Origin of the sequence: Lactococcus sp. DD01 (assembly GCF_001578715.1) — a bacterium.
GTDB lineage: Bacteria > Bacillota > Bacilli > Lactobacillales > Streptococcaceae > Lactococcus > Lactococcus petauri.
In genome coordinates, this window is the sequence record NZ_KQ968939.1 from 1403951 (window position 1) to 1411350 (window position 7400).

The window sequence follows — 7400 nt, forward strand, 5'->3', positions numbered from 1 at the left end:
AAATACAAATCTCTCTATTTTTTTGTCATATTTTCTAAGACAAGGCGTGTATAATTAATTGCCCCTTGGTCCTTCGGATGGATAGCATCACTATAGAACCATGAACTTTGATTTGCTGATAAGCCATGCCAATCGATGATTGTCAAGTTAGGATACTTCTTAGCCATCGCTTCTAATTGTTCATTGTTATTGCTTTCCCACGGGCGTGGCATTTGATTATTAATCCAGAAGACCGGTTTATCACCAACTTCTTCCATAATTTTTTCCACGTAATTTGTATTGCCAACGGTCAGTGTGCCATTAGTTCCAAGACCAATTAAGACAGCATCTGCTTTTTCAACTGCTTCTTTATTCTCTGCTAAAATGGTCGCTCCACCATCTACTTGCTCACCAACAACAGCTTTTATCGTCATTCTTGGGAAGGCTTCCTGTAGAGTGGTTGACCCTGCAACCATCACAGAATCACCAACTGCAAAAATTTGCATCTTGCTTGCTCTTTCTGCAACCACTGGATCAACGCCATATTTTTCAGCGATAGTCTTTAGTGGCGTGCTGACACGGGCATTAGCAGCTTTTAAGTTTGCAGCTTCAAGCGCTTTTTGTTGCTCCATAATTCGAGCTTCTAACACTTGCTGATCATGTGGTGATTTTGGAGAAGTAAGAATCATAATGAGTGATACAAGCACTAAAACGGACACTAGGATTACGCGGACGGGTAAGGCGCGCCATTTTTCTTGCTTAATTTGCTCAACTTTTGTCATCACCCAAGGCCATAAGTTGCTGTAATCATAAGCAACGAGCGGACGTTCAATAAAGCGATATGAAAACTCAGATAAGGCAAAAATCAAGGCCAACTGCCAAATGACGTTGTACCAACTTGTCGGATTAACGACTTTAGCAGCAACTAAAGCAAAGACTGGTAATTGCCAGAGATAAATCCCATACGAACGTGAACCAATATAATCAAAAAGTTTATTTGAAAATATTTTATTTGCTTTCAAGCCCGGATGAACAACCAAAAGGATTAATAACATTGTTAAGAGACTGACAAACCAAAGGCCGCCATAGTAAGTCACTGGACTTTGTGCCGGCATAAAAACATATAAGATTAAAGTCAGTGCAAGCACGCCCCATAAAAGGTTACGTCCAAAAGCTTGTCCTTTTTTATTCAACTTGGCAGGCATTTTGTTCATTGGCCAAATGAAAGCCATACTTGCCCCCATCAGGAGACTAAAAATACGGGTATCTGTGCCATAATACACACGCGTTGGATCTTGCCCAACCTTATACTGAGCAATCATCAGAATCAATGAGAGAATGGCTAAAAAGTTTGTCAGAAGGAAACTGTGCTTCTTACTCCGAATGACCTTCACTAAAAAGATCATAATGAGCGGCCAGAAAATAAAGAATTGTCCTTCAATCGCCAGATAATATATATGCTTAAAAGGTGATTCTCCTGCAGCATCAGCAAAGTAGGATGATCCCTGCTGAATTTGCCACCAGTTTTGCACCATAAAAATACTTGAGAGAAAGTTTGACCTGAGGCCCTTCATCTGATTTTGTTGGAAGAAGAACAAATAAGGCGAAACAATCAAGAAAACAGCCAAGAGCATGGGGTAAATACGCTTGGCTCTTTTCCCCCAAAACTTAAGTGGTCTTATCTTTTTAGTTTTAGTATATTCTCTTAGTAGTGAATCCGTGACTAAGTAGCCGGACAACACAAAGAAGAGAACAACGCCTAAAAATCCTCCTTGGATTTTCTGTGGATAAAGATGATACAAAATGACAGCAAGAACCCCAAGGGTACGTAAGCCATTAAAACCTGTTACGTAGCGTTTTTTTGCTTCCAAAACTGTCCTCCTTCTAAAAAGTAAGATTCACTTTTATTATTCTCTTTTTATATTTTTATTCCAATAATTTTTTTCATATATTTGCAAGAAAAAGAGCCGTGCCATGACTCTTTTTCTCATCTATGCACTACCCTTATTTTATCACTTTTCATGCTGTTTTAGAACAATTTACCTACCGAAAAAACCAGTAATTTTATCCCAAACATCTTTGGTAGCATTTTTAGCATCATCTACTGTTTTTTGGAAATCAAATCCGCTGCCTTTTTCAGAAGAATCACTGCTAGAATCTTCTGTTTGTGGCATATTTCCTGAACTGTTTTGTGCACTTTGCTCTTGATAAACAATTGCATCTTGTTGATCACGTAGAGCTGTCCAAGCTGGAGTTATCGGTGCAATATTATGCATGGCATAGGCATTTTCAGCTGTAAAGGCGGTTCCATCTGTATAAGGAAGCAAATAGCTGGCTATATTCCGGAAGATGACTGAAGGTTGCCCCTCAGAAGAACCTTCTAGTTGTTGCTGCTCATTTGTCTCATTCGGGAAACCAATCCATAGTGCAATCGCAATGTCAGGTGTATAACCAACCACCCATTGGTCAGTCGTATTATTTGTCCCTGTTTTACCTGCCATTGCATAGCTTGCCGGTGCAGCATTCCAAGCTGAACCGTTGGTAAATGTACCCAACATCATGGAATTCATCTTCTCTGCTACTTCTTTGGTCATAATCCGTTTTTGTGTCACGTTGGCTGTTGCGATTGTATCCCCAGCTGCATTTTCAATTTTAGTAATCAAATGCGCGCTGTTCATTACACCCTCATTCGCGAAAGTTGCAAAAGCTTGAGCCATTTCCCAAGGATTTGTTTCGACACCAGAACCAAGAACGGTTGATAAAGTGTTGTTTTCATCTTTTTTATTGAGATTCAAACCAAATTCACGCCCAACAGCATTCCCTTTTTCTGGAGTGATATCACGATAAGTATTAATAGCAGGAATATTGTAGGAGTTAGCTAAAGCTTGATACATTGGTACAGTACCCAGGTACTCTCCACTGTAATTTTGCGGTGTCCAATTGCCATAAGTTGTTGGTTTATCTTCCAATACTTTATCGATTGGCCAACCTGCTTGGACTGCGGGCAGATAGGCGATTAACGGTTTGATAACTGAACCTGTCGAACGTTTCGATTGTGTGGCATAGTTAAAGTCAAGGAAACTGTTATGGTCTTCTGAAGTGACATTACCAACAAGAGCCTCGACGCCACCAGTTTTCGGATTGATTGCCACCGAACCTGACTGTGCGTGCGTGCCATCTGCAGCTTGTGGGAAAAGTGCGGCATTGTCATAAGTGACCTGCATCCCTGCTTGCTTGTTTTGATCCAAAGTTGTATAAATCTTATAACCGTCATTCATAATGTCCTGCAAGCTAAGGCCATATTTGCGTTCAGCTTCCGCAATCACAGCATTGAAATAGCTTGGATACTTGTAAGCTTCTGACTGAGAAACATAAGTATCTTTTACCCGAGAGGCCAGATCGACCGATGCATAACTGTCTGCTTCTGACTGCGTGAGGTAGCCTGCACTGACCATGTTCTGCAGTACCGTATCTCGTCGCGGTGTCGCATATTTTCCGTCCTGGTAAAGCGGGTTATAAATTTCTGGACCTTTCAGCATCCCCGCAAGCGTAGCGGCCTCATCTACGGTAACTGCATTTGCTGAGACTCCAAAGTATTTTTTACTGGCATCTTCAATCCCCCAAACACCATTTCCAAAATAAGCGTTATTCAGATACATTGTAAGAATGTCTTGTTTACTGTAATGTTTATTGATTTCTAAAGCGAGGAAAAATTCCCGGGCTTTACGGTCAATCGTTTGTTTCTGAGTAAGGTAGGCATTTTTGGCCAACTGCTGCGTAATGGTAGATCCACCACCAAACCGCCCCAAAGTAACAACTGCTAAGCTAAAGCGACTCAGATTAACCCCATGGTTCTTATAAAAAGTACGGTCCTCGGTGGCGACTACGGCATTTTTAATATTGTCACTTATGGCATCAAACTTAACTGTTGTTCCTTTACTTCCATAAAGTAATCCTGCTTCATCACCATTTTTGTCCACAATTTGCGTTTGCGCATCAATGGATTTTTGCAAGATGGATACATTGGCCGTTTTTGCCAAATAGAACAAATAAGAACCAACAGCAAGAATCATAACCAAAATAGCAATAATAGTAATTTTAGTTAAATTATACTTTTTCCAGAAACGTTTTACTGGACATAAAAATTGCCTTATTTTTTCTGTATAAGGCGCCATCATTCTTAAATATTTTTTTATGCCTTTAAGGTCTTCAAGCGGAATTTCCGCTTCTTTCAGCTCTTTTTCTTCTTCATTATTATTTTCTATTTTTTTAGATGATTTCTTGTTTTTAGCACGACGACTAAAATTTTGATCTTTTTCTGACATGATTTTTTAAAAATCCTTTTGTATTCTATATTTTGCCTATTCTAACAAAAAAAGCCTTTGTGTTACAATATTCTATATGAAATTTAGTTTAATTTTACCAAAAAAAATTAAAAAGCAAAGTGTTTCGCATTTACTGGAGCACACTTGGCTCGTTCCACGCAAACAAAGACACCTTTTACGAACCAAAAAACATGTCTTCCTTAACGGCACATTGGCAGACTGGGAGGATTCTATAAAGCCCCAAGACGAAGTTACTCTTATTTTTGATGACGACGATTTCAGGCAGCTGGAGGTTCCCGTAGGCAACCCTCATCTTGCCGATATCCTGTATGAAGATGAACACCTTGTTATTGTAAATAAACCCGAAGGCATGAAAACTCATGGCAACACTGCTGAGGAAATTGCCCTACAAAATCACGTGACAGCTCGCCTGAAGAGCCCCGTACATGTCGTTCATCGCTTGGACAAGGAGACCTCTGGAGCAGTCCTCTTTGCCAAAAACCAATTAATTCTGCCCATTTTGGGTAAAATGTTTGAGGAAAATAAAATACATCGCTCTTATTTGGCAGTTGTACAAGGTTATTTTAACGAAAAAAGCTTAACTCTTAATAAAAATATTGGAAGAGATCGGCACGACCGAAAAAAATATGTCACCAGTAAAAATGGAAAAAGAGCCATTACGCATGTGACTGTACTCGAAAAAGAACACAGGCACTCCCTTGTAAGATGTACTCTTGATACCGGCCGTACGCACCAAATACGAGTTCACCTTTCCAGTGAAAGGCATCCTATCGTCGGTGATCCCCTCTATAATCTAGCGTTAAAAAATCAGCGCTTGATGCTTCACGCAGAAAAAATATATTTCTTTCATCCTTTCACAGAGGAATTAATAGAAATTAAAGCATCTAGCCAGACTTTTCAACAAGGCAAAAAAAGCCTACTTTCGAAAAGTAGACCTTAGGAGTTTTATGAAAAGATTTTTTTAGGAAGGTCTTTATTATAGTGAAAGCTTCTTAAAATAAGCTTAAGTCTTATTTAATTGTTTCTTTCAGTGATTTTAGGTTTTCTTCCATAATTGTCAGGTAACTTTCACCTGATTTTTTTTGTTCATCGGTCAATCCCTCAACAGGGTTAATCACCAACAACTTGGCTCCTGCTTCCTTGGCTAAAGTCTCCGCTAGCTTACTGCTAGAGTTATCTTCAAAATAAACAGTATTTAAATTTGCTTTTTGCATCTCATTTTTCAGTTTAATCAATGTTGCACTTGAAGGCTCTGCTTCAGGATCAAGGCCTGTAATGGCAATTGTTGTCAATCCATAATCACGGCCCAGGTAGCCAAAAGCTTCGTGCTGTGTGATAAACGTTTTATTTTTAGCATTTTTCAATTGATCAAAGTCTTGATCTATTTTTTTCAACTTTCCAATATACTCATCAGCATTTTTAGTGAAATCTTCCTTATATTCAGGGAATTTTTTTGATAATTCATCTGCGATATAGCGGACTTCAAGTAAGGCTGCTTTAGGGCTTACCCATGTATGCGGGTCATCACCAATTTTTTCTACGGGTGTACTTGCTTCTATTTTAACACCTTTATTTTTTACAGAAGGTGCCCATTTTTCAAGATATTTTGAATTATAAATAATAGCATCTGCATTCGTCAAAGTAGTCATGTCTTTTGCACTTGGCTCAAAATCATGTGCTTCTTGATTAGCAGGAACGATATTAATAATGTCAACTTTATCACCAACGACAGCTTTCGTAAACTCATACATTGGCTCAAATGTTGTCACAATTTGTGGTTTCTCACTTGCTGTTTTTTGACAAGCTGTCAATAAGAGCAAGACTGGGATAAGTAATAGAAGGGTATATTTTTTCATAAAGATAGTATAATACAAATTCAAAACAAAGTCAACCGGTTAACTACCAGTTAACTATTTTTTATCTGTCATGTTTTTCACGCTGTATGATCTTTTCTCTTAACTGCAGTTGGAGTTGATTCCGTTGTAATAAGCGTTGTTTTCTAGCATTAATAGCTCCTTGCAAATAATACTGTAAAAGCAAGCTGAAAAGAAGAGAAATGACCAGTGTATAGAGTAAAATACTGGCTCTTAACTTTCTTTTTCTGAGAACTTGTAAAGAAATATGCGGTCTCCTCCTTTTTCAAAAGACAAGATAATTTTTACCTGCTCTCCCTCCTGGCTGATTTTAGCATTTTTTACATGATGGATCATTGGTTGATAACCTCGCCCATTAGCATTAGTTTTCCGAAAATCTCCTTTGGAGGAAAGACCAAATCTTAGATTGACATTTTTGCGGACATAAAGATAGTTATTTTCCACCTTATCTAAGCTTGCTCCCTCAAGTTCGCTTCTCAGTAGACTGCAAAAAAGTTGCCAATCTTGGGTCTGATCTGTTGTTGCTCGTTTTACTTCTTCATGAAAAATTTTAGTCATATCTAGAAAAAGGGAAAAAGTACCTACTAACACGAGTAAAGCAAGGAGTGATTCCAGGAGAGTAAAGGCTGTAACTTTAATTTTTTTCAAGAACAATCAAGACCTTTCCCGACTCACGGATAGTCATTTGCGAAGTAGTTTCCTCAATCGAAATCTCCACACCATTTAATTTCAAATATTTTTTCCCCGTATCTATTGCCATATGAGCGACATTTAAGGCCTCGATATCCCTATTTTCCATCTCTGTTTGTTTCTTAATCTGAATAGCTTGTTCTAAAATAACCGTGACGAAAAAGACAAGCAAACTCATAGCAATTAAGCTCTCTAATAGAAGATATGCTTCAAGTGATTTTTTTCTTATATTTCCCGCTTCCAATTTCCAATTGATAAGAGATGGTTTTTTTCTGATAAGGAAGAAATATTGTAATTTTTTGTAGGCTCGAGTTGCCTGATTTTTGATCAAAAGTAATAGAAAAATCATTTATTTCAACCTCCTCTGGAACTTTCAGTACTTCCTCGTGACTGTATAGTGTGCCATTACTCGCACTCAATGTCTGTTGCTGTCCCTTTAATCCTGCCATACGCTGGGTATCCTTATAAAGTCGTTCAAATTGTAAAATAAAAATCTCTGCGCGTGCTATCG

General features: G+C 38.4%; 6 protein-coding genes. 1 reads left to right on the forward strand and 5 read right to left on the reverse strand.

Annotated features, from left to right (window positions below; all coding sequences use genetic code 11):
• Positions 1–14: 14 nt before the first annotated feature.
• Both LACDD01_RS06800 and LACDD01_RS06805 read right to left on the reverse strand, forming a co-directional pair.
• Positions 15–1850: an acyltransferase family protein gene (locus LACDD01_RS06800; protein WP_019335998.1), complete on the reverse strand. Its 1836-nt coding sequence runs from the start codon at positions 1848–1850 to the stop codon at positions 15–17.
• Between the two features lie 168 nt (positions 1851–2018).
• The gene (locus LACDD01_RS06805; RefSeq protein WP_061413892.1) at positions 2019–4304 is read right to left on the reverse strand and encodes a PBP1A family penicillin-binding protein; all 2286 of its coding nucleotides are present in this window, start codon (positions 4302–4304) and stop codon (positions 2019–2021) included.
• Positions 4305–4380: 76 nt separating this feature from the next.
• Between LACDD01_RS06805 and LACDD01_RS06810 the strand changes: the two genes are divergently transcribed.
• Complete coding sequence (locus LACDD01_RS06810) at positions 4381–5265, forward strand: RluA family pseudouridine synthase (protein WP_019291442.1); 885 nt, start codon at positions 4381–4383, stop codon at positions 5263–5265.
• 70 nt (positions 5266–5335) lie between these two features.
• Here LACDD01_RS06810 and LACDD01_RS06815 read toward each other — a convergent pair whose 3' ends face one another.
• The 3 genes from LACDD01_RS06815 to comGE form a co-directional block, all read right to left on the reverse strand.
• Complete coding sequence (locus LACDD01_RS06815; RefSeq protein WP_019336001.1) at positions 5336–6181, reverse strand: metal ABC transporter solute-binding protein, Zn/Mn family; 846 nt, start codon at positions 6179–6181, stop codon at positions 5336–5338.
• Positions 6182–6412: 231 nt separating this feature from the next.
• Positions 6413–6853, reverse strand: coding sequence for a competence type IV pilus minor pilin ComGF (comGF, locus tag LACDD01_RS06820; protein ID WP_061413894.1), 441 nt, complete (start codon positions 6851–6853; stop codon positions 6413–6415).
• Positions 6834–7238: a competence type IV pilus minor pilin ComGE gene (comGE, locus tag LACDD01_RS06825; RefSeq protein WP_231863395.1), complete on the reverse strand. Its 405-nt coding sequence runs from the start codon at positions 7236–7238 to the stop codon at positions 6834–6836. The genes comGF and comGE overlap by 20 nt, the downstream gene beginning before the upstream one ends.
• Between the last annotated feature and the right edge of the window lie 162 nt (positions 7239–7400).